Source organism: Constrictibacter sp. MBR-5, assembly GCF_040549485.1.
Taxonomy (GTDB): Bacteria; Pseudomonadota; Alphaproteobacteria; order JAJUGE01; family JAJUGE01; genus Constrictibacter.
The window spans coordinates 533337-556823 of sequence record NZ_JBEPTK010000001.1 but is presented as its reverse complement, the minus strand read 5'-3'; the positions used below and the strand labels follow the sequence as shown (position 1 = coordinate 556823).

General features: G+C 68.5%; 23 protein-coding genes. 16 read left to right on the top strand and 7 right to left on the bottom strand.

The genetic code is table 11. The features are described 5' to 3' along the window. Positions 1 to 25: 25 nt before the first annotated feature. The 11 genes from ABIE65_RS02630 to ABIE65_RS02580 all read left to right on the top strand — a co-directional run bounded on the left by ABIE65_RS02630 (position 26) and on the right by ABIE65_RS02580 (position 11277). On the top strand, positions 26 to 1078 hold the full coding sequence (locus tag ABIE65_RS02630) for an ABC transporter ATP-binding protein (RefSeq protein WP_354075323.1): 1053 nt from the start codon (positions 26 to 28) through the stop codon (positions 1076 to 1078). A 9-nt stretch (positions 1079 to 1087) separates the two neighbouring features. Next, positions 1088 to 2101 (top strand): ABC transporter ATP-binding protein, encoded by a 1014-nt coding sequence (locus tag ABIE65_RS02625; RefSeq protein ID WP_354075321.1) that lies wholly within the window; start codon positions 1088 to 1090, stop codon positions 2099 to 2101. 217 nt (positions 2102 to 2318) lie between these two features. Then, positions 2319 to 2501, top strand: coding sequence for a Flp family type IVb pilin (locus ABIE65_RS02620; protein ID WP_354075319.1), 183 nt, complete (start codon positions 2319 to 2321; stop codon positions 2499 to 2501). A gap of 328 nt (positions 2502 to 2829) precedes the next feature. After that, positions 2830 to 3312 carry an A24 family peptidase gene (locus ABIE65_RS02615; RefSeq protein WP_354075318.1) on the top strand — a complete coding sequence of 161 codons (483 nt, stop codon included), beginning with the start codon at positions 2830 to 2832 and terminating at the stop codon, positions 3310 to 3312. 24 nt (positions 3313 to 3336) lie between these two features. Beyond that, positions 3337 to 4224, top strand: coding sequence for a Flp pilus assembly protein CpaB (gene cpaB / locus ABIE65_RS02610; protein WP_354075317.1), 888 nt, complete (start codon positions 3337 to 3339; stop codon positions 4222 to 4224). Positions 4225 to 4255: 31 nt separating this feature from the next. Then, positions 4256 to 5680, top strand: a complete 1425-nt coding sequence (locus tag ABIE65_RS02605; protein WP_354075316.1) for a type II and III secretion system protein family protein — start codon at positions 4256 to 4258, stop codon at positions 5678 to 5680. A gap of 8 nt (positions 5681 to 5688) precedes the next feature. Continuing rightward, entirely contained in the window at positions 5689 to 6381 is a 693-nt protein-coding gene (locus tag ABIE65_RS02600; protein ID WP_354075315.1) for a CpaD family pilus assembly lipoprotein, read from the top strand. Further along, positions 6381 to 7580, top strand: coding sequence for a CpaE/TadZ family protein (locus tag ABIE65_RS02595; RefSeq protein WP_354075314.1), 1200 nt, complete (start codon positions 6381 to 6383; stop codon positions 7578 to 7580). Before ABIE65_RS02600 ends, ABIE65_RS02595 begins: the two co-directional genes overlap by 1 nt. Positions 7581 to 7588: 8 nt before the next feature. Next, positions 7589 to 9343: a TadA family conjugal transfer-associated ATPase gene (locus ABIE65_RS02590; protein ID WP_354075313.1), complete on the top strand. Its 1755-nt coding sequence runs from the start codon at positions 7589 to 7591 to the stop codon at positions 9341 to 9343. Then, positions 9322 to 10320 (top strand): type II secretion system F family protein, encoded by a 999-nt coding sequence (locus ABIE65_RS02585; RefSeq protein WP_354075311.1) that lies wholly within the window; start codon positions 9322 to 9324, stop codon positions 10318 to 10320. The genes ABIE65_RS02590 and ABIE65_RS02585 overlap by 22 nt, the downstream gene beginning before the upstream one ends. A 12-nt stretch (positions 10321 to 10332) precedes the next feature. Beyond that, positions 10333 to 11277 carry a type II secretion system F family protein gene (locus tag ABIE65_RS02580; protein ID WP_354075310.1) on the top strand — a complete coding sequence of 315 codons (945 nt, stop codon included), beginning with the start codon at positions 10333 to 10335 and terminating at the stop codon, positions 11275 to 11277. An 80-nt stretch (positions 11278 to 11357) separates the two neighbouring features. Here the strand turns inward: ABIE65_RS02580 and ABIE65_RS02575 are convergent, their stop codons facing one another. Next, positions 11358 to 12434 (bottom strand): TauD/TfdA family dioxygenase, encoded by a 1077-nt coding sequence (locus tag ABIE65_RS02575; RefSeq protein WP_354075308.1) that lies wholly within the window; start codon positions 12432 to 12434, stop codon positions 11358 to 11360. A gap of 77 nt (positions 12435 to 12511) precedes the next feature. On the opposite strand from ABIE65_RS02575, the gene ABIE65_RS02570 reads away from it, so the two are divergent. After that, a complete protein-coding gene (locus ABIE65_RS02570; RefSeq protein ID WP_354075307.1) occupies positions 12512 to 13210 on the top strand; it encodes a TetR/AcrR family transcriptional regulator in 699 nt (232 codons plus the stop codon). Further along, positions 13207 to 13887 (top strand): uracil-DNA glycosylase, encoded by a 681-nt coding sequence (locus tag ABIE65_RS02565; RefSeq protein ID WP_354075306.1) that lies wholly within the window; start codon positions 13207 to 13209, stop codon positions 13885 to 13887. Before ABIE65_RS02570 ends, ABIE65_RS02565 begins: the two co-directional genes overlap by 4 nt. On the opposite strand, the gene ABIE65_RS02560 is transcribed toward ABIE65_RS02565, so the two are convergent. Both ABIE65_RS02560 and ABIE65_RS02555 read right to left on the bottom strand, forming a co-directional pair. Beyond that, positions 13884 to 15587, bottom strand: coding sequence for an ABC transporter ATP-binding protein (locus tag ABIE65_RS02560; RefSeq protein WP_354075305.1), 1704 nt, complete (start codon positions 15585 to 15587; stop codon positions 13884 to 13886). The two genes, ABIE65_RS02565 and ABIE65_RS02560, sit on opposite strands and share 4 nt — an antisense overlap. Before the next feature lie 49 nt (positions 15588 to 15636). After that, complete coding sequence (locus ABIE65_RS02555; protein WP_354075303.1) at positions 15637 to 16653, bottom strand: class I SAM-dependent methyltransferase; 1017 nt, start codon at positions 16651 to 16653, stop codon at positions 15637 to 15639. Between the two features lie 125 nt (positions 16654 to 16778). On the opposite strand from ABIE65_RS02555, the gene ABIE65_RS02550 reads away from it, so the two are divergent. Then, positions 16779 to 17495: an acylneuraminate cytidylyltransferase family protein gene (locus tag ABIE65_RS02550; protein ID WP_354075301.1), complete on the top strand. Its 717-nt coding sequence runs from the start codon at positions 16779 to 16781 to the stop codon at positions 17493 to 17495. Positions 17496 to 17499: 4 nt separating this feature from the next. Here ABIE65_RS02550 and ABIE65_RS02545 read toward each other — a convergent pair whose 3' ends face one another. Continuing rightward, entirely contained in the window at positions 17500 to 18855 is a 1356-nt protein-coding gene (locus tag ABIE65_RS02545) for a surface carbohydrate biosynthesis protein (protein WP_354075300.1), read from the bottom strand. A gap of 169 nt (positions 18856 to 19024) precedes the next feature. Here ABIE65_RS02545 and ABIE65_RS02540 point away from each other — a divergent pair, with 169 nt between their 5' ends. Together ABIE65_RS02540 and ABIE65_RS02535 are read left to right on the top strand one after the other, a co-directional pair. After that, positions 19025 to 19876 (top strand): formyltransferase family protein, encoded by an 852-nt coding sequence (locus ABIE65_RS02540; RefSeq protein WP_354075299.1) that lies wholly within the window; start codon positions 19025 to 19027, stop codon positions 19874 to 19876. Then, positions 19873 to 20829: a polysaccharide deacetylase family protein gene (locus ABIE65_RS02535; RefSeq protein WP_354075298.1), complete on the top strand. Its 957-nt coding sequence runs from the start codon at positions 19873 to 19875 to the stop codon at positions 20827 to 20829. Before ABIE65_RS02540 ends, ABIE65_RS02535 begins: the two co-directional genes overlap by 4 nt. Positions 20830 to 20847: 18 nt before the next feature. Here ABIE65_RS02535 and ABIE65_RS02530 read toward each other — a convergent pair whose 3' ends face one another. From ABIE65_RS02530 to ABIE65_RS02520, 3 genes are all read right to left on the bottom strand, one after another. Continuing rightward, positions 20848 to 21798: a class I SAM-dependent methyltransferase gene (locus ABIE65_RS02530; protein ID WP_354075297.1), complete on the bottom strand. Its 951-nt coding sequence runs from the start codon at positions 21796 to 21798 to the stop codon at positions 20848 to 20850. A gap of 280 nt (positions 21799 to 22078) precedes the next feature. After that, complete coding sequence (locus ABIE65_RS02525; RefSeq protein ID WP_354075296.1) at positions 22079 to 22507, bottom strand: hypothetical protein; 429 nt, start codon at positions 22505 to 22507, stop codon at positions 22079 to 22081. A 90-nt stretch (positions 22508 to 22597) separates the two neighbouring features. Further along, the gene (locus tag ABIE65_RS02520) at positions 22598 to 23485 is read right to left on the bottom strand and encodes a hypothetical protein (protein ID WP_354075295.1); all 888 of its coding nucleotides are present in this window, start codon (positions 23483 to 23485) and stop codon (positions 22598 to 22600) included. Positions 23486 to 23487: the final 2 nt, after the last annotated feature.

Genomic DNA, 23487 nt, shown 5'->3' with positions numbered 1-23487 from the left:
AGCAGAGTACAAGGGAGGTATGTACATGGAGGTATCCGCGAGCGCCGTTTCGCCGCATGAAACGCCCGCGATCGAGCCCCATGCCGACGCGGCGAAAATCCTGCAGGTCGACGGGCTGCAGACTTGGTTCTACACGCGCCGCGGCATCGTCAAGGCGGTGGACAATCTTTCGTTCCACGTCAGGGCCGGCGAGACCCTCGCCATCGTCGGCGAGTCGGGCTGCGGCAAGAGCATCACCGCGCTGTCGGTCATGCGCCTGATCCCGTCCCCGCCGGGCCGGATCGTCGGCGGGTCGGTGCAGCTGCTCGACCGCGACCTGATGAAGCTCAGCGAAGACGAGATGCGCGACGTCCGCGGCAACGACATCTCCATGATCTTCCAGGAGCCGATGACGTCTCTGAACCCCGTGCTCACGATCGGGGAGCAGATCGGCGAGGCTCTGATCCTGCATCAGGACATGTCGAAGAGCCAGGCGATGGCGAAGGCGGTGGAGATGCTGCGCTTCGTCAAGATCCCGGAGCCGGAGCAGCGGGCGAAGGAGTATCCGCACCAGCTTTCGGGCGGCATGCGCCAGCGTGCGATGATCGCGATGGCCCTGTCGTGCAACCCCAAAGTGCTGATCGCCGACGAACCGACCACGGCGCTCGACGTGACCATCCAGGCGCAGATCCTCGACCTGATCCTGGAGCTGCAGCAGAAGACTGGCACGGCGGTGGTGCTGATCACGCACGACCTGGGCGTCGTCGCCGAGACGGCGCAGCGCGTGATCGTCATGTATGCCGGCCGCAAGGTGGAAGAGGCGGATGTTCTCGACCTGTTCGAGAACCCGCAGCATCCCTACACCAAGGGTCTGCTCGGCTCGGTCCCGCGCCTCAACACCCTGACGGACCTGGGCAGCAAGGGCGAGCGGCTGGAGGAGATCCCCGGCATCGTTCCGGCGCTCGTCGACCTGCCGCCCGGCTGCACCTTCGCACCGCGCTGCAAGTTCGCCGACGAGCGCTGCGTGGCCGAGTATCCGCCCTACGTCGAGAAGCAGCCGGGCCACTGGGCTGCCTGCTGGAACTCGGACAAGATCTAGGAGAGACCCATGGTGGCCATGTTGGCCGAAACCGACCCGGTCGGGGTCGCAAAGGGGGCGGCGCCCCCCGTTCTCGAGGTCACCGGCCTCAAGAAGCACTATCCGATCAAGAAGGGCGTTCTCAGGCGTACCGCCGGCTACGTCTACGCGGTGGACGGCGTCGACTTCTCGATCGGCCCCAGCGAGACGCTGGGGCTCGTGGGCGAATCGGGCTGCGGCAAGTCGACGGTCGGGCGCGCGCTGATGCGGCTCGTCGAACCCACCGCCGGCCAGATCAAGGTCGAAGGTCACGACATCAGCCACCTCGGCAAGCGCGAACTGCGGCCGTACCGGCGGGAGATGCAGATCATCTTCCAGGATCCCTATTCCTCGCTGAACCCGCGCATGTCGGTGGGCGATATCGTCGGCGAACCGCTTCTGGTGCACGGCATCGCCGGATCGAAGGAACGCGAGGCGATGGTCGCCAAGCTCTTCGATCGAGTCGGCCTGCGCTCGAGCCAGATGCGGAACTACCCGCACGAATTCTCCGGCGGCCAGCGTCAGCGAATCGGCATTGCCCGCGCGCTCGCGCTCAACCCGAAGCTGATCATCGGCGACGAGCCGGTGTCGGCGCTCGACGTCTCGATCCAGGCGCAGGTCATCAACCTGCTGATGGACCTGCAGAACGAGCTCGGGCTGTCCTACCTGTTCATCGCGCACGATCTCGCGGTGGTGGAGCACATCAGCCACCGCGTCGCGGTGATGTATCTCGGCAAGATCGTCGAGTACGCCGAGACGCGCGAACTCTTCAAGAATCCGCAGCACCCCTACACCGAGGCGCTGCTTTCCGCCGTGCCGGTGCCGGATCCGCGGCGCAAGCGCAAGAAGCTGATCGTCCAGGGCGACGTGCCGAGTCCCGTCAATCCGCCGTCGGGCTGCCACTTCCACACCCGCTGCCCCTATGCGGTGGAACGCTGCAAGGTCGATCGGCCGGTGCCCAAGATGGTCTCGCCGGGACACATGGTTTCCTGCCACCTGCGCTGATCCGAGAGGGCAGCGAAGGAGACCGGGGGCGCCGCAGCGATGCGGCGCCCCTCGTCGTTGGGGCCCGCTCCGGCGGCGATCGACGCCGCAGCGCGCCGGGCGACCGCGGCATCATGTACTAATCACATTCCGATCCGCGCGATCTTATGGGATTTACGCTTCATTCAGCTTTCGACCCTAACTTCTTCTCGTTGCCCGTAACCCTGGGAGAAGCGGCATGGTCAAGTTTCTGAATAGCCTTCTGAAGGACGAAGAGGGCGCGACGGCCATCGAGTACGGTCTGATCGCGGCTCTGGTCGGCGTGGCCCTCGTGGCTGGTCTCGGCAGCCTGTCCGGCGGCCTGAACAGCCTGTTCGGCGACATCGGCACCGCCCTGACGACGGCCGGCGGCAACCTCTGAGGCGGCGCGCCAGTCCTCCGGATTGACACCGCCCTCGGCGAGAAAGCCGGGGCCGGCCCCAGACCTTCGGGTTTCGGAGCCGGCGCCCGGCTTTCGCCGTTTTGGCGCACCGATCACGGTGCCGACCCCGGTCGCCGCGGCCGGTAACGCGGTATCGGGTCGCCCGGACAAAAGGTCCGGCCCACCGGCGGAACCAGCCGGTCGAGCGGCCCGCGATCCAGACAATTTACAGCTTCTTCACCGTTTTCCGGGACCATCCGGCCTATCGCATCCCGCCCGCGGTCCGTTCCGACAGGCCGCGCCGGTCCCGTAAGGTAGTCCGATCCTCATGTCGCTGCTGTCGACGCTGTCCCTGATCTGCATCGGCCTGTTCGTCGTGCTGCTCTTTCGGGCGGCCTTCGGCGACTTTCGGCACTACGTCATTCCGAACCGGCTGAATCTGGCGATCGCCGCCCTCTACGTGCCCTACGCGCTGGTCGCGCCGTCGGCCGACCCCGTCTGGTCGCTGGCGGTCGCCGCGGTCGTCCTGGGTCTCGGCATCGTCGCCTTCGGTCTCGGCTGGTTCGGCGGTGGCGACGTCAAGCTGCTCGCAGCCGTCTCACTCTGGGCCGGCCCGACGCACCTGTCCCTGCTTCTTCTGGTCACCGCGATCGCGGGCGGCGTCGTCGCCCTGGCCGTCCTGTGCCGTCCGCTCCTGCAGCGCCTGTCCGCCGGCCCTGCCGCCACGCTCACCGTGTCGCGCGACGTGCCCTACGGGATCGCCATCTCGGTCGGCGGCATCGCCGTCGCGTCGCAACTCCTGGCTCTCTGAGCCGGCAACGAGGGGATTGAACCTATGTCCGCCCGCATGATCATCCTTCTCGTCGTGGCGCTCGTCGCCGCCGGCGCGACCACGATGATGGTTCGCAACTGGATCGCCGCCGAACGTGCCGCCGCGAATGTGGGGCCGCGCGATCTCGCGCCGGTGCCGCAGCTGCCGGAGGTGCTGGTCGCCGTCGACAACATGCCCGCCGGCATGGTGCTGAAGCCCGAGCACATGCGGTGGCAGCCGATCCTCGAGACCACGGTTTCGCCCGACCACTTCGTCAAGGGTCAGGTGAATCAGCAGGACCTGGTGGGCAGCGTCGTCCGGCAGTCGATCGCGAAGGGCGAGCCGCTGATCCCGGCGCGGATCGTGCGGCCCGGCGACCGCGGCTTCCTCGCCGCGATCCTGACCCCCGGCATGCGCGCCGTCACCGTGCCGATCAACATGACGTCCGGCATCGCGGGCCTGATCTTTCCCGGCGACCGCGTCGACCTGATCCTGACGCACGCCATCGACACAACGGAGGAGAGCAAGCGCGAGCGGCGCGCGAGCGAGACCGTGCTCTACAACGTGCGCATCCTCGCCACCGACCAGCGCACCGACTTCGAGGAGGGGACGCCCGGTCAGCCGGCGAAGACCGTGACCCTCGAGGTCAACCCGAAGCAGGCCGAGGTCATCGCGATGGTGAGCGAACTCGGCCGCCTCGCCCTCAGCCTGCGCAGCATCAAGAGCGAAGAGGGCGCGCTGGCCGAAGACGCCAACGCCGTCGGCCCGATCCCCCGCGCCGAGCGGACTTACACCCTCGACAGCGAAGTGAGCGCGCTCCTGCCGGACGCGCGCGTCAAGAAGGACCAGCGCAAGGAGCGCGAGATCCTCGTGCTCCGGGGCGGCCAGGCGCCGCAGCCGGTCACCTACTGATACGCGGCCCCATCAGCGCCAGGAACCCGTCATGCACGCCAGGAAACTGCTCATCGCTGCCGCTGCCGCCGCCCTCTTCGTGGCCGGCTCGGCGGATGTGACCAACGCCGCGAAGGTGATCGCGCCGAACGCGGCACCGCTCACGATCGACATGCACCAGGGCCGCCTGATCCGGCTCGATCGTCCGGCGGCCGGCGTGTTCATCGCCGATCCCGCGATCGCCGACGTCCAGGTCAAGTCGCCGCAGATCATCTACATCTTCGGCAAGGCCGCCGGTGAGACCTCGCTCTACGCGGTCGACCAGGACGACAAGGTGATCGTCGGAATGCCGATCACCGTCAGCCTCAACATCGACCGGCTGCGCGAGGCCATCTCTTCGGCGACCGGCGGTGCCACGGTCAACGTCCGCCAGCTTGGCGACTCCGTCGTGATCGAGGGCACGGTGCGCGATCCGCTGGACGCGGAGGAGGCCCGCAAGGTCGCCGCGGGCTTCGCCGGCGAGGAGAAGGTGATCAACCGCCTCAAGGTGCTGGCGCCGACGCAGGTCAACCTGCGCGTCCGCGTCGCCGAGGTGCGGCGCGACATCACCAAGCGGTTCGGCATCAGCTGGGACCTGTTCACCTCGATCGGCGACTTTACCTTCGGTGTGGCGCAGGGCGCGGCGACCGTGCCGAGCGGCGAAACCTTCCCGACGTCCAATCTCGTCAGGCGCGGGACCGATGGTTCGAATGCGCTGTACGGCCTGCTCTCCGGCGGCGGGATCGACCTCAACACGGTGGTCGACGCGCTCGAGGACGAACGTCTTCTGACGGTCCTGGCCGAGCCGAACCTGACCGCGATGAGCGGCGAGACCGCCAGCTTCCTGGCGGGCGGCGAGTTTCCGATCCCGGTTCCGCAGGACGGCGGGACGATCTCGATCGAATACAAGAAGTTCGGCGTCAGCCTCGCGTTCAAGCCGACCGTGCTGAGCGACGGCCGCATCAACCTGTCGGTCACCCCCGAGGTCAGCGAGCTGTCCGCTGCGGGATCGATCACGATCAGCAACTTCGTCATCCCGGCGCTCTCGACCCGGCGCGCCGAGACGACGGTCGAACTGGGATCGGGCCAGAGCTTCGCCATCGCCGGCCTGCTGCAGTCGTCGCAGGACCAGACGACATCGAAGTTTCCGGCGCTCGGCGACCTGCCGGTGCTCGGCCCGCTCTTTCGCTCGGACGTCTATCAGCGGGGCGAGACGGAACTGGTCATCATCGTGACGCCCTACGTGGTGCGGCCGGTCTCGCAGAAGATGGCGCTGCCCACCGACGGCCTCGTCCCGCCGAACGACTATGAGCGCATCTTCGGTAACAAGGCCGCCTTCGACTCCAACCAGGTGATGTCGAACCCGCAGCAGCGGCCGGAGAACAACCTGCCCGGACAGCGGCGCCTGGCCGGCCCCTACGGCTTCGTCCTGCAGTGAGGATCGTCATGACCGTCGAACATGCAAACCGCCGGCTTCGCGCAGGGATCCTGCCGGTCGCCGTCGGCCTTCTCCTGGCGGCCTGCTCGTCCCAGGCGATCTATCCCGAGGTCGCCGGCATCGAGAAGGTGACCCAGGCCGAGTGGAAGATCGAGCGCCATGCGATCGAGTTCGGCATCGGCAGGACGACGCCGCCTGCCGGCGAAATCGCCGCGCTCGAGCGCTTCGTTCGACCCTACGTCAACGACCCCGCCGCCCGGGTCTATATCGACACGGCGCCGGCAGCTGCGGGTGCGGTGGTGGCGGACCAGCGGATGCAGGCCTTGTCGGCCTGGCTGGACGCGAAGGGCTTCCGCCCGGGCGCCCTGGTCGAGGGCGTTCCCGGCACGGTGCCGGCGACCGATCCGGCGCGGGCGGTCATCTATGTCGGCCGCTACGACATCGTGCTGCCCGACTGCCCCGATTTCCGCAAGCAGACCGGCGCCGACTTCACCAACACCCCGGCCAGCAACCACGGCTGCGCCACGACGGTCAACTTCGCACGCATGCTGGCCGACCCCGGCGACCTGGTCCAGGGCCGTGACCCGGGCTTGGCCGACGGCGAGCGCATGGCCGGCACGATCCGGAACTACCGCGAAGCGGTCAAGGATGCCGCGAAGTCCGGCGCCAAGACGGTCTCCACCACGGGAGGGTCCAACTGATGGGACGAGCACTAGCGGCCCCGAACGCGGCGGACGTCGAGCGTGAGCCGCTCGCCGCCTTCGTCGGCGACGACGTCACGCGCGAGGTCATTGGCCGGATCGCCGCCGAGCGCGGATGGCCGCCCTCCTGCGTACAGTCGGGCGGGGTTTCGACGGCGGCACGCGCACTGGCGATCGTCGATCCGCCGCGGATCCTGGTCGTCGACGTCGCCGACTCCGACGATCCCGACGCCGACGTACGTGCCCTGATCGGCATGCTCGAGCGCGAGGCGCGGGTCATCGTTCTGGGCACGGTCAACGACGTCGCGTTCTACCGCCGGATGCTGGGGGCGGGCGCCTCGGACTATCTGCTCAAGCCGGCGACGCCGGAGGCCTTCCGCGACGCGCTCGCACGGACCGAGGCGACGCTGTCGCCGCAGTCCAAGTCGGGTGCCCGGACGATCCTCTTCGTCGGTTCGCGCGGCGGCGTGGGTGCGACCACCGTCGCCATGAACTGCGCCTGGCTCGCGGCCAACCAGCTGCAGCGCAAGGTCTGTCTCGTCGACATGGACTTGCAGCTCGGCACGGTGGCGCTGTCGCTGGACCTCGATCCGGGGACCGGTCTGCGCGACGCGCTCAGCGATCCGGACCGGATCGACGAGGTGTTCCTGGAGCGCGCGGTGGTGAAGGCGTCGGAGCGGTTCGCGGTGCTCGGCGGCGAGGAGCCCCTGGACGACGCGATGACGATCGAGCCCCAGGCGGTGCGCAAGCTGGTGACCGCGCTGGGGGAGACCTACGACACGATCTTCATCGACATGCCGACGCGCCTGGTCGTGGCGCAGCCGGACCTGCTGTCGGTCGCGAGCGAGATCGTCATCGTGTGCGACCTGTCGCTGGCGAGCCTGCGCGACGTCAATCGCGTGCGGCGGTTCGCCGGGGCCGCCGGAATCGAGGCGCGCCAGCTGATCGTCGCGAACCTGGTCGGCACCCGGAAGAGCGGCCAGCTCGCCAAGGCGGACTTCGAGAAGGGCCTGGACGGCAAGATCGACTGCACGATCCCGATCGACGCCAAGTCGGCGTCGACCGCCGCGAACCTCGGAACGGCGCTCGCGTCGGACAAGCGCTCGGCGGCGACCGCGGCGCTCAGCGCTCTGACGACGACGCTGGTCGGCACCACGAAGCCGGCGAAGCGGCCCTTCTGGCGCCTGAATCGGAAGTGAGGATTTAGATGGTAACGCCTCCGGACGGCAGAGTGATCGACGGCGACGCGGTGGCCAGCGCCCGCGACGCGCGCTTCGCCGAACTCGTTCGCCTGACGACGAAACGTGCCGCGGAGCGCCTCGACGCGACCGCGACGGTGACCGCGTCGATGCCGCGCCGCATGCTGGCGGAGCAGATCGGCGCGGCGGTCGGCGACGTCCTGGCGAGCGGCGACTTCAAGCTCGACCTCGCGGCCCAGCGCGATCTCGTCGCCGTCGTCCTGGAGGAGCTCAGCGAGCAGAGCCGTGCCGGCGGCGGGCATAGCGGCGGATACGGTGGCGGTCATGGCGGCGGCTCCGGGAGCAGCCTTGGAGGCGGTTACGGTGGCGGCCATGCCGGCGCCCAGGGCGGACAGGGTGCGTACGGCGGATCCGGTTCGTCGGCCCAGTCGTCGATCGCCGCGCACACCGCCCAGGCAGGGGCGCCGGCCGAGCGGGGCAACAGCCGGACGCGGATCGACGACGCCCGGCGCGTCGTGCAGCCGCTCCTGCTGGAGCGGCTCGACATCGCCGCGGCGTCGCAGCTGCCGCGCAAGGAACTGGTTACGCAGATCACCGAGGTGGTCGGCGAGATCGTCGTCGAGCAGCGGCTGAAGCTGAACCTGATCGAGCAGCGCGAACTCGTCACGGTCCTGATCGACGACATGCTGGGCCTCGGCCCGCTGGAGCCGCTGCTGGCGGACGATGCGGTGACCGACATCATGGTGAACGGTCCGAAGCAGATCTATGTCGAGCGCCGCGGCAAGCTCGAGCTCACCAATGCGGTGTTCCGCGACAACGCGCACGTGCTGAACGTCGCGACGCGCATCGTCAGCCGCATCGGCCGCCGCGTCGACGAGTCGGTGCCGCTGGTCGACGCCCGCCTGGAGGACGGCAGCCGCGTCAACATCATCATCCCGCCGCTGGCCATCGACGGCCCGTCCATCTCCATTCGTAAGTTCTCGAAGAAGTCGATCAACCTCGACACGATGGCCGCCCAGGGCAACACGTCCGCGCCGCTGAGCACCGTGCTGAAGATCGCATCGCGCTGCCGGCTGAACGTGCTGATCTCGGGCGGTACCGGCTCCGGTAAGACGACGCTGCTGAACGCCATGTCGCAGATGATCGACCATGGCGAGCGGGTCGTGACCATCGAGGACGCGGCGGAACTTCAGCTGCAGCAGCCGCACGTGGTGCGTTTGGAAACCCGTCCGGCCAACCTCGAGGGCAATGGCGAGGTCAACGTCCGCGACCTCGTGAAGAACGCCCTGCGTATGCGTCCCGACCGCATCATCCTCGGCGAGGTTCGCGGCGGCGAGGCGATCGACATGCTCCAGGCCATGAACACCGGCCATGACGGGTCGATGTGCACGCTGCACGCCAACCGCCCCCGCCAGGCGCTGACCCGGCTGGAGAACATGGTCGCGATGAGCGGCATCGACCTGCCGGCGCGCGCCGTGCGTACGCAGATCGCCGACGCCGTCAACCTGGTCGTGCAGATTTCCCGCATGCGCGACGGCATGCGCCGCATCACGCACGTGACGGAGATCGTCGGCATGGAAGGCGACGTGATCATCACGCAGGACCTCTACACCTTCGAGTTCGAAGGCAACGACGCGAGCGGGCGGCTGCGGGGCCGCTTCAAGTGCAGCGGCCTGCGCCCGAACTTCCATCCGCGGGCCGAGCAGTACGGCTTCGACAAGCAGCTCCTGGAGGCGATGGAATGCCTGCCCTCGCAGCGGTAGATCCGATCGCCGTCGCCATCTTCTGCGGCGTCTTCGCCACTTTCGTCGCATTGCTGGTCGCGACCGCCGGCAACGACAAGACGGCGGCGAAGCGGAAGGCGCGGCTGGAGCGGGTGGCCATCCGGTCGACCAGCTACGGCGACTCCGACCTGGCGGCGACGATCCAGCGGCGCGACCGCCTGAACCGCCAGCAGCGGATGGAGGGGCTGTTCGGCCGCGGCATGGCGCGGCAGGCGGCGCTGACCGGCCGGCTGCGTCGTTCGGGTAGCCGGTTAGGGATCGGCGGCTACATCCTGCTGAACCTGGTGCTCGGCGGGATCGCGTTCGGCGGTGCGGTCCTGATCGCCGGGCTCGGCCTGCCGGTCGCGGCGATCATCGGCGTCGGGCTGGGCCTGCTGCTGCCGCACCTGTGGCTCGGCATGATGATCAACCGGCGCACCAACAAGTTCCTGACCCAGTTCCCCGAGGCGATCGACCAGATCGTGCGCGGCGTCCGCTCCGGTCTGCCGGTCGGCGAGGCGATGAAGTCGATCGCGACGGAACTGGCCGACCCGGTGGCGGGCGAGTTCCAGGCGGTGGTCGATCAGGTGCGGCTCGGCCAGAACATGGACGAGGCGCTGTGGTCGGTCGCGGCCCGCCTGCAGATCCCGGAGTTCAATTTTCTCGTCATCAGCATGGGTGTACAGCGCGAGACGGGCGGCAACCTGGCGGAGACGCTGGAGAACCTGTCCGACATCATCCGCCGGCGCCACCAGATGCAGCAGAAGGTCCGCGCCATGGCGTCCGAGGCGCGTGCCAGCGCCTGGATCGTCGGCGCGCTGCCGGTGCTGCTGTTCGGCGCGATGATGCTGCTGAATCCCGACTATGCGTCGGCGCTCTTCACGGACCCGCGCGGCAAGATGCTGCTGGGGGCGGCGATCTGCACCGAGGCGCTCGGCATCTTCGTGATGTCGCGCATGGCCAAGTTCCAGATCTAGGAGCGGGAACCGATGATGGGGCTCTCGACCGAGACGATGATCCTGTTCGCGACCGGGATCTCGACGATGCTCGTCTTCCTGGTCGTCGCCATGATGTTCCGCCGCGATCCGATGGACGCGCGGATCAAGTCGGTTGCAGCGCAGCGCGGCGCCCGGCGCTCGACCACGCGCAACGCCGGTACCCGCGAATCCATGGCGCAGTTCATGCGCAAGACCGTGGAGAAGTTCGATCTTCTCCGCAGCAACCAGGCAAAGCAGATCGCCGAGCGGCTGGCGCAGGCGGGCTGGCGCCGGTCGGACGCAACCATCGTCTATCTGTTCTGCAAGATCGTCCTGCCGCTCGGGGTCGCGGCGACCTCGGTCTTCGCAGTCTACGGCCTGAACATGTTCAATCTTTCGGCGACGATGAAGCTGCTCGCGGTGATCGGGACGGCGCTCGCCGGCAGCTATGCACCGGAGCTCTTCATCCGCAACGCCGTCACCCGGCGCGCCACCGAGGTGCGCCGGAACCTGCCCGACGCGCTCGACCTGATGGTCGTCTGCACCGAGGCCGGCCTGTCGCTGGACGCGGCGATGGAGCGCGTCGCACGCGAGATCGCCGGCAACTCGCTGGCCATGGCCGACGAGATCGGCCACACCGTCATCGAACTGCGCTTCCTGCCGGAGCGCCGCAAGGCGCTGGAGCATCTGGCGCAGCGCACCGCCGCCGTTCCCGGCGTGCAGGCGCTGGTGAACACGCTGATCCAGACGGAGCGGTTCGGCACGCCGCTGGCCCAGTCGCTGCGCGTGCTCGCCGCCGAACTGCGCACCCAGCGCATGGTCAAGGCGGAGGAGAAGGCGGCACGGCTGCCGGCGATCATGACGGTGCCGCTGATCGTCTTCATCCTCCCGGCGCTGTTCCTGGTCCTGCTCAGCCCGGCGATCCTCGACCTGATCGACATGTTCTCGAAGATGTGAAAACGGCGGCGCCCGCGATGCGGGACGCCGCCGTTCGTCGTGCGAGCCGGACCGGCCGGACCGGCCGAACCGTCGCCGGCTCAGACCGGATCCAGCGGTGCGTGCAGGCGGGTTTCGTCGCAGATGATCCCGCCGCGGTCGCCGATAGTCACCGTCCCGTACCGCTCGGCATAGACCGGCGGCAGTTCGCGGCCGTTCGGCGCGGCCAGCCACAGGCGCAGCAGGTGGCGCTTCTTCTCCGGCTCGTCCCAGTCGACATAGGCCGTGCGGTCGTGCAGCAGGGTGTGATTGTGCAGGAACTGCATGTCGCCCGGCTTGAACTCCATGTCGAGGCGCAGCTCGGAATCGTTGGCGAGACTGTCGAAATAATCGAGCGCCTCGACGTCTTCCGCCGTCAGCCGGCGCGCATCGGGGAACCGCTGGGCCGAGTCGATGTAGCGGCGGGCGTAGATCACCGAGAGATTGCCCGCATAGTCGTTGAACACCGGGATCTCGAAATAGGGCTTCTTGCCCGCGGGCACCTCGCCGCGCCGGTCGGTGGCGAAGGGCTGCATCAGCCGCGCCGCGAGATCCGGGCGCTTCGCCGCCATGACGTTGTAGATGGTCATCGAGCTGACGATGCTGCTGAAGCCGCCGGATTTCGCCGTCTTCAGGCAGAGCAGGCCGACGATGTCGCAGGAGTCCGTGTGATAGGTCTGGCGCTCGGTCGTCTGGTAGATGCGGACGTTGGGGTCCTTCTCCGCCGACAGGCCAAGATCGCGCACATGGCCGAGGACGTGCCCCTTGGCATTCTGCGACCGCGCGTTGCCGAGCCAACTGCCTAGGCCGTAATAGATGGTCGCCGCCTCGGCGACCGAGTAGCGCTCCACCGGGATGCCGCGGATGAGAACGAAGCCGCGACCGTTGACGATCTCGTCTTCGATCTTCAGAAGTTCGGATCCGAGTGTCGGAAGCGGGAACTGGTCGCGTCCGATGGCGGCGATATCCAGGCCCTTCGCCTGGGTCGCGCGCATCGCGGCCTCGAGTTCGGCGATCTGGGCGTCCGACAGGCGGTATATCCACGCGTCGGTCTTGCGCATCTCGGCACCGGTCCAGGCCGACGGCCCTTCGACGAAGGGGCGGGGCGGTGTGAAATTGTCGGCGGGTGCCGTAGCCATTGGCGTCCTCCTCGCTGGATGTTGGCGTAAGCTTAACGCAGATTTAATGCGTTCGCATTAGGAAAGCGAATCGACCCATGGGGCCTCTGGACGACGACCACTCCGATCGCCCGGTGCGCGGCGAGGCGAAGACCCGCGAGCGCATTCTCGATGCCGCGGAGCGCCTGTTCGCCGAGCACGGCATAGACGGCGTCTCGATCGCGCGGATCACCGCGGAAGCGGGGCAGCGCAACGCGTCGGCGCTGCAGTATCATTTCGGCACGAAGACCGACCTGATCCGGGAGATCTTCGCGCGCCGCATGGCGGTGGTGAATGCGCGGCGCCTGGAACTCATCGCCGGCGTCGACACCCTGCCGCGGGCGGAAGCGCTGCGCCGCATCGCCGAGGCGCTGGTGCTGCCGTTCGCCGAGCAGGTGGACGGTGGGCCGGACGGCAAGGCCTATGTCCGGTTCACCGCACAGGTCTATGCGACGCCGGGGCTGCGCATGTGGGAAATCGTGCGCGGCCGCCACGACGAGGGCATCCGGCGCATCGCCGCGCTGGTACCGTGGCTGCTGGCCGAGATTCCGCGCGCCGTGCTGCGCGAGCGGCTGGCGCTGACGACGACGCTGATCATCCATTCGCTCGCCGAGCGCGAGCGGATGCTGGCCGCCGATCCGGGCCCGGAGGCGCGTGCCGCACTCGCCATGACCACAGCCACGCTGATCGAGATGATCGCCGGATCGCTGGCGTTGCCCGCCTCCGATCAGGTCGTCGCCGTGGCGGACCTGTCTTGACGCGTGCGGCCCCGCCGACGGCCGTCGCGCCCGGCACGCTGCCGGACCGCGACTGTCCGCTGTGTCCGCGACTGGTCGCCTTCCGCGAGGAGTTGCGGCGGTCGTGCGGGCCCGACTGGCACAACGCGCCGGTGCCGCCGTTCGGCTCGACCGATGCGCGGCTGCTCGTCGTCGGGCTGGCGCCTGGCCTGAAGGGCGCCAACCGGACGGGGCGCCCCTTCACCGGCGACTATGCCGGCGACCTGCTCTATCCGACGCTCGTCCGCTTCGGCCTGGCGCGCGGGACGTTCGACCGGCGCGCCGACGACGGGCTGGAACTGGTCGGCTGCCGCATCACCAATGCCGTGCGCTGCCTGCCGCCGGCGAACAAGCCGACGGGCGGCGAGATCGCGACCTGCCGCGCCTTCCTGCGGGCGGAGATCGCGGCGCTGCCGGCACTGCGCGTGATCCTGGCCCTCGGACGAGTGGCGCATGAGACTGTGCTGACGACGCTGGGTGCGCGGCTGAAGGACCATCCCTTCCGGCACGGCGCGGAGCACATGCTGCCGGCCGGGCTGGTGCTCGCCGACAGCTATCACTGCTCGCGCTACAACACGAACACCGGCCGGCTGACCGAGGCGATGTTCCACGACGTGCTGCGGGCGGTCGCGAAACGGATGGGTGCCGACCCCGCCTAAGCGGCCGGCTGGTCCACCCGGAGCCGCTCGGCCACGCCTTCCTCCAGGTGATAGACCCGATCGGCCGCGGCCAGCCACGCCTCGCGGTGGGTGATCGCGAGCGCCGTGATGCCGCGGGCAGTGAGGGCGCGGATGTTGCGGCAGATGCTCGCCTCGGTCTCCGGGTCGAGCGCGCTCGTCACCTCGTCCAGGATCAGCAGCTTCGGCTCGTGCACCAGTGCCCGCGCGATCGCGATCCGCTGACGCTGCCCGCCCGACAGCCGGGAGCCGCGTTCGCCGACCTGGGTATGGATGCCGTCGGGCAGCTTCTCGACGAAATCGAGGGCGCCCGCCGCAGTGAGGGCGTCGACTACGCGTTCCTCCGACAGGGTCGGGTCACCGAGGGTCACGTTCGCGGCGATCGAATCGTTGAACAGGATGAGTTCCTGCGGGACGTAGCCCACCATGCTGCGCCACTGCGCCACGTCGATCTCGCCGAGGGGCGCGCCGTCGATCAGGATCTCGCCGCCGTCCGGGGCGTGCAGTGCCAGCAACAGGTCGGTCATCGTGGTCTTGCCCGCACCGGAGCCGCCGGTGATGACCGTGACGCTCGCCGCGGGAATATCGATCGAAACGTCATTCAGCACCTTGGTGTCGCCGAACGAGAAGTGGACGTGACGGAACGAGCAACCTTTCGTCAGCGTGGGGCCCCGCGTGCCGATGTGAGTTTCCGCTTCGGCGCCGGCTTCCTCCACCAGTCGGTGTACCGACCAGAAGGCACTTTCGACGGCCGCGGCCTTCTGCACCTCCTGCTGCACCTTACCGACGCTGCTTATCGTCCGCTCGATCAGCAGGCCCATCACCAGCAGTTCCGACAGCGGGATGCCCCAGAAGGTCGTCGTTACATAGAGGCCGACCGCGAGGAAAATGACCAGTAAAGGCTCCTGAATGTACTTGGTCATCTGTTTCGACAGCGTCTGCTGGCGCAGCGCGCGCCGCAGTTCGGCAATCTTGCCTTCCAGGAAGCGGATGACCTGGGCGTGACGGGCCATCGCTTTCAGCGGCTTGATACCGACCAGGGCATCGTTGAGCTGAATGACGAGTTCGCTCGTTCGCTGGGTCTGGCGGCGCCCCGCCCGGCGCGTCTTGCGCACGAACCTCTGCAGCAGCAGGGTCATCGCGCCGCCGCCGCCGATGGCGACCAGGGCGATCGGCCAGGAGATGAACAGGGCGACCACGGTATAGCCGGCCGCCTGTATCATCAGCGTGATGGCTTGTGCCGACATCAGGTACGCTTCCGCCGATCGCGTCACCTCCAGCCCGGCGATGTTGGAAATCCGCCCGACGGGCTGCCCGACGAAATAGGACCAGCGCGCCCGGATCAGGCGCGCCACCAGTTCCAGCCGCAGCTTCGTCGCGAGGTCGGCGACGGCATAGCCGACGTAACTCATGGCTAGGACGCTGAGCCCGGCCTTCAGGATCATCAGGATCACGATGATCAGGGTGAGCGTCAGCATGTCGGGATGCAGGCCGATCCGCGCGAAGACGTCGTTCAGGACCGCGCCCGCTTTGCTCTCGCCGCCGCCGCCTATGGTATTGAGGACGGGTAGCAGTGTTGCCAAGCCGACGGCCTCGACCAGCGCTGCAAGGGCCAAGCAGCCGATGATCCTGAACTGCTTGCTGGCGTAGATACTGAAGAAGATGCGGAAGACGCTTTTCACAAATCAGAGTCCGATGTTCGGGCAGTATGCTGATCCGCCGTCCGGCCCGTCACGCGGCGAGGAGCTTCCGCAGCCGCTTGCCGGAAGCGCGCACCATAGACCCCAGACGCCGGAGCGGCATCATCCGCTCGACGCGGCGTAGCCGCTGCTCGATCGTGCGGCCCGTCCACGGCGGCCGGGCCGCAGCTGCCGCGGCCCCCGCCAGAGGGCGGCGCGCGACGCCGACCATGTGCCGGAACGCCGTCGAGCGGGCGCCGTCCAGGCCGCTGTGGACGATCTCGAAGCCGGCGCCACGGAAGTAGGCGTCGAAGGTGTCCATCGTCAAATGGAAGTTGTGCACGGGACCCGAGGTGAACACCGAGGGACCCGACTGCCGGTGCGGCTCCAGCACGTCCTTCTCGTCGATGATCAGCAGGCCGCCCGGCTTCAGCAGGGCATGCACCCGCTCGAGGAAGGCCATCGGCGAACGCACATGCGCCAGCACATGGATGCTGAGTGCCACGACCGCGTCGAAGCTGCCGTCCTCGAACGCTGCGAGATCGTCGAAGCCGGTGACCGGGATCTCGTACAGCCGCTCCAGGCCACGCGCGGCGGCGAGGTCCAGGTTGGGCCGGAAGGGGTCGACCGCCCACATGTCGGCGCCCCGTTCGGCGAGCGCCTGGGACAGTGCGCCGGTGCGGCAGCGCAGGTCGAGGATCCGCTTGCCGCGCGGGTCGAGATGGCGCGTCACCAGGGGCACCGCCCATTCCCGCGCGACCCGCTCCTCCTTTTCCGTCTTGGCCCGCGCGACGCCCGCAGCACCGGCCCGCGCGAAGGCGCCGGCATCGCCGCGGAATTCGTCGTCGTAGAAGGTCGAGAGGACGTCGACGGAGAAGCGCGGCGAGGCGTACATCAGGCCGCAGCGGCGGCAGAGCATGGTCCGGCAATTCTCCGGCGTCGCCGCCGCCACTTCCACGGCGTCGGCGGATCCGCACAGGTCGCAGGCCGGGACCTTTTCACTGGCCCTGTCGTCGTGCCGGGGACCGGCACCATGACTGACTCCGCGACTGGCCTCCGCAGCAACCATCATCCCCTCCCGGATCGGTGGTCGCGCCGGCGCGACCCGCGCGTTACATACTGCCGCCGGGCGGCGATGCAAGCCACACGCATGCGGGCCGATGCGGCCGCGCGCCGCAGAAGGGAGCGGAAAGGGTGCTCAAGGGACGGCCGCTGACGGCGATCATACCGGTGCGCGGGGGATCGAAGGGCATCCCCGGCAAGAACATGTACATGTTGGGTGGGATGAGTCTGCTGGAGCGGACGATCCGCCTGGCGCTCGGCTGCCCGCGGATCGACCGGACGCTGGTCTCGACCGACGCGCCGGAGATGCATGCCGTCGCCGAGCGCTTCGGCGTGGCGGCACCCGGGCTCCGGCCGGCGCATCTCGCGACCGCCTCGGCCGGCTCCGCCGACGTGGTGGCGCAACTCGTGGAGAGCGCCGGCATTCCTGCGGGCTGGATCCTGCTGCTGCAGGTGACCACGCCGCTGCGCACGCGCGGCGACCTCGAGGGGCTGCTCGACACGTGCGAGCGGACCGACCCCGTCGCGGCCATGGTCAGCCTCTGCCCCTACGAGGGGCCGCATCCGCAGAAAATGCAGGTGATCGCCGATGGGCGCGTCGCATCCTATCTCGGCGGCGAGTCCGGTCGGCCGCGGCAGGAACTGCCGGACCTCTACGCGCTCAACGGTGCCTTCTACCTGATCGATCGCGACCTGCTGCTCCGCGACCGCAAGTTCATCCCGGCCGGAACGGTGCCGTTCGTGATGCCGGCGGAGCGCAGCGCCAATCTGGATACGCCGCTCGACCTGCAGATTCTTGAGGCGATGCTCGAGACGGGACGCTGGCGGCTGGAGGACGAAGAGACCTGACCCGTCAGGCGGCGAGGGCGAAGACGTTGTCCCCCAGCGGGTCCACACGCACGCCGCCGAAACGGCCGGTGGCCGCGGTCAGACGTCCAATACGGCCCTCGACGTCGGCCGCGGAGAGGTCTGGGAAGATGTGCGCCAGGTAGCGCTCGTGCCCGTTCTTCTGGCCCGCGGCGATGCCCAGAGCCCGGCGCACGCCGCGGGCGCGGGCGCGGATCTGCTCGCGCAGCCGGCCGAGCGCGGGCGGGCGGGCGGCGACCGTCGCACCGGCCAGCGCGTCGACGATCCGCTCCGACGCGAGCGCGCCGTCGATGCCGGTGACGTAGCGGCGGATGATGTGCGTCCGGGCCTCGTCCTGTGACGGGCGCAGCGTGCCGGCGGCGGTCAGCAGGTCGACCAGTTCGTCGAACGTGCGCGCGTCGGCGCTCAGCATGTTGGGCAGCGGCAGTTCGTAGAGGTCGTGAACGTACGGCCGGTAGGCGACGGTCGGGCGGTCGAGCAGGAATGCCTCTACCGCCGTCTGGCAGCCGTTCTGGATCACCGCTTCGGTGGCCAGCAGCCAGGGGATGATCGGTCCTTCGTGCAGCACGTGCACGTTGGGCCGGCCGCCGGCGGCGGCGATCCAGGCGTCGGGCGATTCCGACGGGTGCGGTCGCACGACGACGGCGCGCTCCGGCCCGAGCGCGTCGGCGAGGGGGCCCAGCATCTCCAGGAAGGCGCCGAACAGCCGCTTGCGGTGCGCGTTCATCGCCGGGTCGCGGGTGGTTCCGAGCAGTTCCGGCGGCAGCGGCACGCCGGTATCCTCGGTCGAGCCGGACATGGCGGGTACCCAATGGTTCACACCGCCGAAGGCCGAGTTGACCAGAACGAAGCGCCCGAACCGCTCGCGCAGCCGGCCGGCCGCCGCGGCGTGGTAGCTGCGCAGTTCGGGGCGCATCATGTCGGCGCGCGCGTTGCCGCTGACCACGATCGGCTGACCCCGATAGCCGTCGGTGCCGCGCCAGATCTCGGCATTGTCCTCGCCCCAGGCGAACAGCGTGTCCGGGCGCGCCAGGGTGGCGGGTGCCAGCTTGCGGCGCCGGTACATCTCCGGGGTCATGTAGACGAGGCCTTCCTCGTCCCAGGCCATCACCCGGTGGCCGAGCGCGCCCATCGCCTGGAACCCCTTCAGCGCCCGTTTGGTCAGGCCCTTGCCCAGGTAGATCGACGCGGGCAGGCGGTGCGCCATGCGGTGCAGCCGGGTCCGGCAGCCGAAGAAAACGGTGTGGCCGCGTTCCGCCGCCACGCAGGCGAGCAGCAGTTTCGCGTCGAGTTCGCGCGACTGCACCTCGACCGGCAGGAGGATCGATGCGGGAGCGGTCATCGGCGTCTCGGCGGCGTCACGTTCCGTCCGGTGGCTGTCGGGTGGGTCTGAGCGCCACATTTCGTGCGTCGGCGGCCGAACGGCAAGCCGTGCGTGTCGCTTCCCCGGCGTCGTCGCTGTAGGATCAGGATCCGCGCCCTCCTCAGGTTCCCCTGCACCGCCGAGACCCGTGACCCGCCGCATCGTCATCCTCACCGGCAGCGAACTCCGCCACACCTTCCTGCGTACGGCGCTCGCGGCCGCGCCCGGCATCGACGTGGCGCGGAGCTGGTGCGAAGGCGTCGAGAACACGCTGGTTGATCTGGTCGCCGCTCCCGACGTGTCCGCCGAGCAGAAGGCGCACATCGTGGCGCGTGCCCGCTCGGAGGAGGATTTCTTCGGCGCCTTCGTCCGCATTGTCCCTGATCGGTCGAACCCGGTCCGGGTGCCGCGCGGCGGCATCAACGACCCGGCCTGCGCCGAGGCGACGGTGGCGCTGCGCCCCGACCTGATGCTGGCCTACGGCTGTTCGCTGGTCCGCGAACCGCTGCTGTCGGCCTTTCCGGGCCGTTTCCTGAACGTGCATCTCGGCCTGTCGCCCTACTATCGCGGGACAGGCACGAATTTCTGGCCGCTGGTGAACGGCGAGCCCGAATTCGTCGGCGCCACCTTCATGCACATCGACGCCGGCGTCGACACTGGCGAGGTGATCCATCAGATCCGCGCCCGCGTGTTTCCCGGCGACACGCCGCACCAAATCGGCAACCGGCTGATCGCCGACATGGCGTCTGCCTATGCCGCCATCGTGCGCAATTTCGACCGGCTGGAGCGGCTGCCACAGATCCCTGTACCCGAGGGGGGGCGCCTCTATCGCCGGCGCGATTTCTCCGAAGCGGCGACGGCTCAAGTCTACCGGAACTTCGCCGACGGCATGGTCGACCGCTACCTCGCCGACCGCGAGCGCCGCGACGCCGCCGCCCCGATCCTCAGCCAGCCGATTCTGTCCGAGCCGTTGGCTGCGGATGAGGGAGCCGCGCGATGAAGGCCGTGATGTATCATTATGTCCGGCCGGTGCCGCCCGATATGCCGCACTTCCGCTACCTGCACGTCGACGGCTTCCGCCGACAGCTCGACTGGCTGAAGGAGACAGTGGGCTTCGTCTCGCGCGACGCGTTCGTGGAAGCGCTGGAGGGCGGCCCGGTGCCTGACGCTGCCGTGCTGACCTTCGACGACGCCTTTTCGGACCACTACGACCACGTCTTCCACGAACTGTCGGCGCGCGGCTTGTGGGGCGTGTTCTATGCGCCGTCGGCGATCTTGCGCTCCGACCGGCTGCTCGACGTGCACCGCATCCACGTCCTGCTCGGCCGCGTCGGCGGTACCCGCGCGCTCGATGCGGCGATGCGCCTCGTCGACGACACGATGCTGTCGCACGGTACCATCGATGCCTTCCGCCGCCAGACCTACACCCGCCAGGACAACGACGCCGACACCACCACCTTCAAGCGGGTGATGAACTACTTCATCTCCTATGAGCACCGGGCGGCGGTTCTGGACCGGCTCATGGGGGCTTTCGGGATAGACCCCGCCATGGAGGCGGCGATCAAGCACGACTTCTACGTCGACGCGGCGCAACTGCGGCGCATGGCGGAAGGCGGAATGACGATCGGCAGCCACGGTGCCAACCACCTGCTGATGAGCAAGCTCTCCGAGCCGGAGCAGTGGACGGAGATCGATGCCTCGTTCAGGGCGCTCGCGGAGGTACTGGATGCGCCGGTCGAGACGTTCTGCTATCCCTATGGCGGCTTCCACTCATTCGACGCGACGACCGAGCGCCTGCTCAGCGAAGCGGGCGCGCGCTATTCCTTCAACGTCGAGCCGCGCGACGTCACCGCGGCAGACCTCTCCTGCCGGCCGCAGGCGCTGCCGCGCTGGGACTGCAACGCCTTTCCGTACGGCCGGGCGCATTACGGTCCGACCGCGCCGCCGGCATGAGCCGGCGAGGCGCGCGTTTCAGCTGCCGCGCACCTTGCTGACCGCGAGGCCGTAGCCGATGGTCACCTTGTGCGGGATGTCGTCGAAGGTCAGCTTCGGCTCGAGCCCGAAGCGCGGCAGTTCGGCGATCTTCAGGTCGAGATAGTTGTTGAAGATCGTGTAGTGCTTGCGCGTCCCGCGGTCGTTGACTTCGCGGAACGGCTCGACGTTCACGACATGCCCGCTGGCGACGCGGGCGCACTCCGAGACGGCGGCATCGCGCACCGCCTGCATCTGCTCCAGTGCGAGGGACGTGTAGACCAGATCGAAGGAATTGTCGGCGAACTCCAGGCGGCTGGCATCGCCCTGGCGAATGTCGGCGCGGCGATGGGCGATGGGGTCGACCACCGGCTCCGGCGCATACTCCATCAGAAGCTGCGGAAGCGTCTCCTCGGCCTGCGCCGCATGTGCCTTCGCCACGCCGGCCTGGGTCAGGTCGATCGAGGTGAACCGGATCTCCGGAAACATCGCCGCCAGGACCAGGATGTTGAGGCCGTTGCCGGCGCCCACTTCCAGGACAGTCTTCGGTTTCAGCGCGCGCAGTACCCGCGCCAGCAGCAGCAGGTGCACGCGCTTCGTGCCGTGCGTGCGCACGTGCAGCCCCTGGTCGCCCCAGGTGCACGGCGTCAGCTTCATCCGCATGTCGGCCGGCGACGGCCAGTCCCGGAAGTCCCAGGTCTCCTCGTATTCGTTCCGCACCTTCGACTGCGAGCGCGGGTTGCGCTTCAGCAGCCGCTTGATGTGGTACTTCTTCCAGAAGTAGCGCTGCACCGGCCCGGCGATGGCCTTCCACGCTGCGCTGTCAATCGGATGGCTCTCGACGACGTAGGGCGCGATCGTCTCGGCGATCTCGTGATGGGTCGGCAGCACGATGCCGCCATAGGCGGTCTGGCCCTGGACGCCGCGGGTGGCGCTGGCGGTGGTGTTCATCTCTGGTGTGGTCCCATCATCAGCTTCGTCCCTCCCGGCCGCGAGCGCCCGGCGCGCGCCAACATAGGTGCGACCGTGTCGATCTGCGAGTGCCGAAGCATCGCCGCAGCCGACAATCCTCACGGAGGCGCCCGCGCAGGTGTTGCGGCGGGTTCGGCGGCGACCTATGCAGCCGCTCGACGAAGGCACCGGAAGGTTGAGGGATGCGTCTTGAAGGTCGGCTGAAGAGCTGGGACGACGCGCGCGCGTTTGGTTTGAGCCAGGACCGTGCTGCCGGCGGTCAGATTGGCTGAACCGAGACGGTAACGCTGCGTGCCAGGCGTTCGGAGTCGCGCTGCGACAGGCCGGAGGTGCTGATGGAGAGCTGGCGCAGGCCGTTGAAGCGCGCGGCCTGCGGGAAGTCGGCGCTGCCCAGGCCAACGGCGGAGCGGGCGTCGCCGTCGAGGACGATCCGCAGGGTCGCGGCACGCGACGCGATCTCCGGGTCGACCGAGACGGTCAGGAGGTGATCGGTGTTGCAGTGCTGCTTGAGGCTGGTTTGAATCAGCCCGGCAGACGTCGTGCCGGTGCCGGCCACCTCGGCTTCGCAGAAGACGGGCACCACCGCGAGGATGCGGAAGCTGATGGTGCCAGCGTGAGCCATGGACATCGCCCCTGCCGGCGTCGTGGCAGCGAGTGCGGCCGCTATCGCGATATGTCCGAGCTTCATCGCTGCATCTCCTACGGCAATTCCGAAGGAAAGAATGCATCGGTTCGGTTAACGTGCCCCTAACTCCCCAGAATAAGGGGGGGTGATCGTCTACTGCGGGTCGATCTCGACGGTCACGGTGTCGCGATAGCGGCCGGCGAACTTGTTCCGCACGTCGCCGATCGTAACGCGGATCTCGTAGTTCGTGCCGGTCGAACGGACTGGTGGACGACGCATGATCTCGATCGGGGCCGACATGTCGGCCGGGACACCGTCGAGACGCGCGGTGTAGGCGACCGAGGGAAGGCCCGGCTGTTCGACGTGCTTCAGAACGCCACCGTTCTCCGAGGAGACGCGAATGCGTACGGCGGTATTCGCGCGCACTTGGAGAAATGCCGACTGGCTCTCGCCCGTCTCCAGGATCCCGAAATCCATGTAACTGAAGGTAGCGCCGGGGGAGAAGGCGCCCGCCGTTCCGGCGAGGTTGCTCTGGACGCGCGGCAGGACCTCCGCGGCGATCCGTTCGCCGGTCACCTCCTGGAGAACCTGATCCGTTTCCGCGTCCAGCAGCACCAACCGGAGATTGTCGAGGTAGACGCCGGGCGTCATCATCTGCCCCTCGTTCACCTCGACCTGAAAGTCGACGCTGGTCGGGCGCCCTGCGGCGGCAACGAACGGTACGCCGTCGGCGGGTGCACCGGTCGTCCGCACATACTGCCGTTGAGGCCCGCGCAGACGGTAGATGAGCGAGCCGCCGGGCCCGTGCATCGCCAGATTCGTCGAGCCGCGCGTCTCCAGGACGAGGCGGCCGCGGCAGGACGTACTGCCGGGGTTTTGCACCTCGACGAACATGCGGCCGATGGAACCGCCGGCCCGGAACGGGTCGTAGTCGAGGATGCTCCCCGTCCGGACCTCGGAGATGCGCAGGTTGCACTCGGCTTGGGCCGCCCCGACCCAGCAGAGGAGGACCAAACCTGCAGCGACGGCGTGTTTCCGCATCG

What these genes read in the sequence shown, in the direction of transcription:
- ABIE65_RS02615 (WP_354075318.1), top strand. Translation starts at nt 2,830, where the DNA reads ATGTCGCTGCTGTCGACGCTGTCCCTGATCTGCATCGGCCTGTTCGTC.
- ABIE65_RS02575 (WP_354075308.1), bottom strand. Translation starts at nt 12,434, where the DNA reads ATGGCTACGGCACCCGCCGACAATTTCACACCGCCCCGCCCCTTCGTC.
- ABIE65_RS02605 (WP_354075316.1), top strand. Translation starts at nt 4,256, where the DNA reads ATGCACGCCAGGAAACTGCTCATCGCTGCCGCTGCCGCCGCCCTCTTC.
- ABIE65_RS02545 (WP_354075300.1), bottom strand. Translation starts at nt 18,855, where the DNA reads ATGACCGCTCCCGCATCGATCCTCCTGCCGGTCGAGGTGCAGTCGCGC.
- ABIE65_RS02530 (WP_354075297.1), bottom strand. Translation starts at nt 21,798, where the DNA reads ATGAACACCACCGCCAGCGCCACCCGCGGCGTCCAGGGCCAGACCGCC.
- ABIE65_RS02620 (WP_354075319.1), top strand. Translation starts at nt 2,319, where the DNA reads ATGGTCAAGTTTCTGAATAGCCTTCTGAAGGACGAAGAGGGCGCGACG.
- ABIE65_RS02520 (WP_354075295.1), bottom strand. Translation starts at nt 23,485, where the DNA reads ATGCGGAAACACGCCGTCGCTGCAGGTTTGGTCCTCCTCTGCTGGGTC.
- ABIE65_RS02555 (WP_354075303.1), bottom strand. Translation starts at nt 16,653, where the DNA reads ATGGTTGCTGCGGAGGCCAGTCGCGGAGTCAGTCATGGTGCCGGTCCC.
- ABIE65_RS02630 (WP_354075323.1), top strand. Translation starts at nt 26, where the DNA reads ATGGAGGTATCCGCGAGCGCCGTTTCGCCGCATGAAACGCCCGCGATC.
- ABIE65_RS02590 (WP_354075313.1), top strand. Translation starts at nt 7,589, where the DNA reads ATGGTAACGCCTCCGGACGGCAGAGTGATCGACGGCGACGCGGTGGCC.
- ABIE65_RS02525 (WP_354075296.1), bottom strand. Translation starts at nt 22,507, where the DNA reads ATGAAGCTCGGACATATCGCGATAGCGGCCGCACTCGCTGCCACGACG.
- cpaB (WP_354075317.1), top strand. Translation starts at nt 3,337, where the DNA reads ATGTCCGCCCGCATGATCATCCTTCTCGTCGTGGCGCTCGTCGCCGCC.
- ABIE65_RS02600 (WP_354075315.1), top strand. Translation starts at nt 5,689, where the DNA reads ATGACCGTCGAACATGCAAACCGCCGGCTTCGCGCAGGGATCCTGCCG.
- ABIE65_RS02535 (WP_354075298.1), top strand. Translation starts at nt 19,873, where the DNA reads ATGAAGGCCGTGATGTATCATTATGTCCGGCCGGTGCCGCCCGATATG.
- ABIE65_RS02595 (WP_354075314.1), top strand. Translation starts at nt 6,381, where the DNA reads ATGGGACGAGCACTAGCGGCCCCGAACGCGGCGGACGTCGAGCGTGAG.
- ABIE65_RS02585 (WP_354075311.1), top strand. Translation starts at nt 9,322, where the DNA reads ATGCCTGCCCTCGCAGCGGTAGATCCGATCGCCGTCGCCATCTTCTGC.
- ABIE65_RS02570 (WP_354075307.1), top strand. Translation starts at nt 12,512, where the DNA reads ATGGGGCCTCTGGACGACGACCACTCCGATCGCCCGGTGCGCGGCGAG.
- ABIE65_RS02625 (WP_354075321.1), top strand. Translation starts at nt 1,088, where the DNA reads ATGGTGGCCATGTTGGCCGAAACCGACCCGGTCGGGGTCGCAAAGGGG.
- ABIE65_RS02580 (WP_354075310.1), top strand. Translation starts at nt 10,333, where the DNA reads ATGATGGGGCTCTCGACCGAGACGATGATCCTGTTCGCGACCGGGATC.